The organism is Exiguobacterium sp. s36 (assembly GCF_018618345.1).
GTDB classification, from domain to species: domain Bacteria; phylum Bacillota; class Bacilli; order Exiguobacteriales; family Exiguobacteriaceae; genus Exiguobacterium; species Exiguobacterium chiriqhucha.
Genome location: NZ_JACSLW010000022.1, coordinates 1 through 1916 on the forward strand (window position 1 = coordinate 1; position 1916 = coordinate 1916).

Sequence of the window (1916 nt, forward strand, 5' to 3'; positions counted from 1 at the left end):
AAACCAAAGCACGTCACCAGGTTGAACCGTGTCTGGAAGTCGTGACTTTGGAATATCCTCCATCACTTCTCCGAATTCGACGACAGCCAGATCTCCTTCAAACCGGTCGATGATCCCTCTGCGTCGCTTCATTTTGATTTCTTCACGGCGTAACTCGAGCCGTTTCCTGTGATAATGATCGTGCCATTTTTGTCTGTACGAAGCGTGTTCGCTTTTTGGCGTTTTAAGTTCGTCACCACTTCGGACGTCGGGTGCCCGTAGTTGTTCTTCCCGACACTGATGACGGCATGCTTCGGTTTGACCGTATTCAGGAACGTGCTGCTCGTCGACGTCTTGGCACCGTGATGGCCCACTTTCAAGACATCCGCCCGGAGCGTCTGCTTCTTCGCCATCATGTCCTTCTCAGAAACATGTTCCGCGTCCCCTGTGAACAAGAAGGTGTTCTTCTTGTACGTGACATGAAGGACTGCACTCCAATTGTTCAAGTCACTGTTCGAGTAGGATTTGACCGGACCGACAAATTTCGCACTCACACCCTTGATTGGCAGTTTCACTCCGGCCTGTGCCGTTTTGATGGTCTTCCCTTCCCGTTTGACGGCTTGAAGGAAGTCTTTGTAGGCCTGGGTAGTGTGCTTCACTTTTGGCGCGTAGACGTTCTCGACACGATAGGCATCCAAGATTTCGTCCAATCCACCGATATGATCCGCATCCGGATGCGTCGAGATCAGTACCTCGATGTCGTCGACTTTTTGCTTTTTGAGGTAGGCGACGATCGCATCGCCCTTTCCTTTGTTCCCCCCGTCAATGATGACGTCCTCACCGCTCGGCATCTTGATATAGATGGCGTCTCCTTGCCCGACATCGATGTAATGGACTTTGATGCTCGCAGCGGCTGATGCTTCCCCGTATGGCGACACCAATAGCGCTCCACTAAATAGAACGGCACTCCCAATCTTGATCAATTTATTCATCTTCTATCACTCCACTTTATAATTATTGTAAAATTATCCAACATACCTTTATTATAATCCGGTATTTGTTAAATAGCTTCTAATTCCTGTGGTTGACCATATACATAAATGGTTAAGGTGTGATGATGGGAGGAGTGAGAGAAATGGATCTACGAAAACCAATCGCAATAAACAAGACGAATAAACCAGTCCTGATTTTTAAAGACGGGGTGGAATTAAAGGAGTATGTCTCCATTCAGGAAGCTGCACACTATCTGAAAGCATACACGTTATGCACTGCCATGCCGTATCGTCACATTATGAATGGCATCATCCTTGATGAGACCTGGATCCATGAGGGGAGCAGCTATCGGTTCACCACTGATCCTAATGTGAAAAAAGCAAAGTTGGAAGAGATGAAAGTCCGGAACAAAGTCCGTTTTTAAGGATGGACAGAATATGAAATCGAACAGTTTCATACGTATCACCTTACACACGCTGTACACGATTTCGTCACTGTTTGTTAAAACCCTACGAGGTACACTTGAACTAAAAAGGGGTTCTCCTTATGCGACTTCAAGAATGGATCCAGCAATATCACAGTACAGAGATACTACGCTTTGATCACCTTTGCGAGTACTTGGATGCGACACCGTTTGAAATCAAACACCACCTTGATGGAATCAGTACTGAGATAACCGGCGTACTGAAGTCAGAAGAGGGTGTTGGCGACGACGCGTTCATCACGAAGCTAGAACATCATTTGCTAAGTCGATTCAACAAACGAAGAAAAAAAGTGAAAGTCACAATTGAGGTAGAACTGCCATTACCGGAAGAAGCCTACAACTTTTGTCAGCGCGAACGATTTGGAATGATTGAACGCGTCACTCAACATATGGACGAACAAAACGTGAAGGATTGGCGCATCGTAAACATGCGGAGGATATAATTGAACATAGATCGTAT

Annotated in this window: 4 protein-coding genes; 2 read left to right on the forward strand and 2 right to left on the reverse strand. The window is 46.2% G+C overall.

The window, feature by feature from the left end:
* On the reverse strand, positions 1 to 132 hold a 132-nt coding region (locus KNP95_RS15815; RefSeq protein WP_214838342.1), incomplete at its 3' end, for a DUF3006 domain-containing protein.
* Positions 129 to 971, reverse strand: coding sequence for a ComEC/Rec2 family competence protein (locus KNP95_RS15820; RefSeq protein ID WP_214762884.1), 843 nt, complete (start codon positions 969 to 971; stop codon positions 129 to 131). The genes KNP95_RS15815 and KNP95_RS15820, both read right to left, overlap by 4 nt.
* A gap of 143 nt (positions 972 to 1114) precedes the next feature.
* Between KNP95_RS15820 and KNP95_RS15825 the strand changes: the two genes are divergently transcribed.
* Together KNP95_RS15825 and KNP95_RS15830 are read left to right on the forward strand one after the other, a co-directional pair.
* The gene (locus KNP95_RS15825; protein WP_214838345.1) at positions 1115 to 1396 is read left to right on the forward strand and encodes a hypothetical protein; all 282 of its coding nucleotides are present in this window, start codon (positions 1115 to 1117) and stop codon (positions 1394 to 1396) included.
* A 122-nt stretch (positions 1397 to 1518) separates the two neighbouring features.
* Positions 1519 to 1899, forward strand: a complete 381-nt coding sequence (locus KNP95_RS15830) for a hypothetical protein (protein WP_214686262.1) — start codon at positions 1519 to 1521, stop codon at positions 1897 to 1899.
* The last annotated feature ends 17 nt before the right edge of the window (positions 1900 to 1916 follow it).

Bases quoted from the DNA above. Each gene is read 5' to 3' on its own strand.
- KNP95_RS15820 (WP_214762884.1), bottom strand. From the start codon at position 971: ATGAATAAATTGATCAAGATTGGGAGTGCCGTTCTATTTAGTGGAGCG.
- KNP95_RS15830 (WP_214686262.1), top strand. From the start codon at position 1,519: ATGCGACTTCAAGAATGGATCCAGCAATATCACAGTACAGAGATACTA.
- KNP95_RS15825 (WP_214838345.1), top strand. From the start codon at position 1,115: ATGGATCTACGAAAACCAATCGCAATAAACAAGACGAATAAACCAGTC.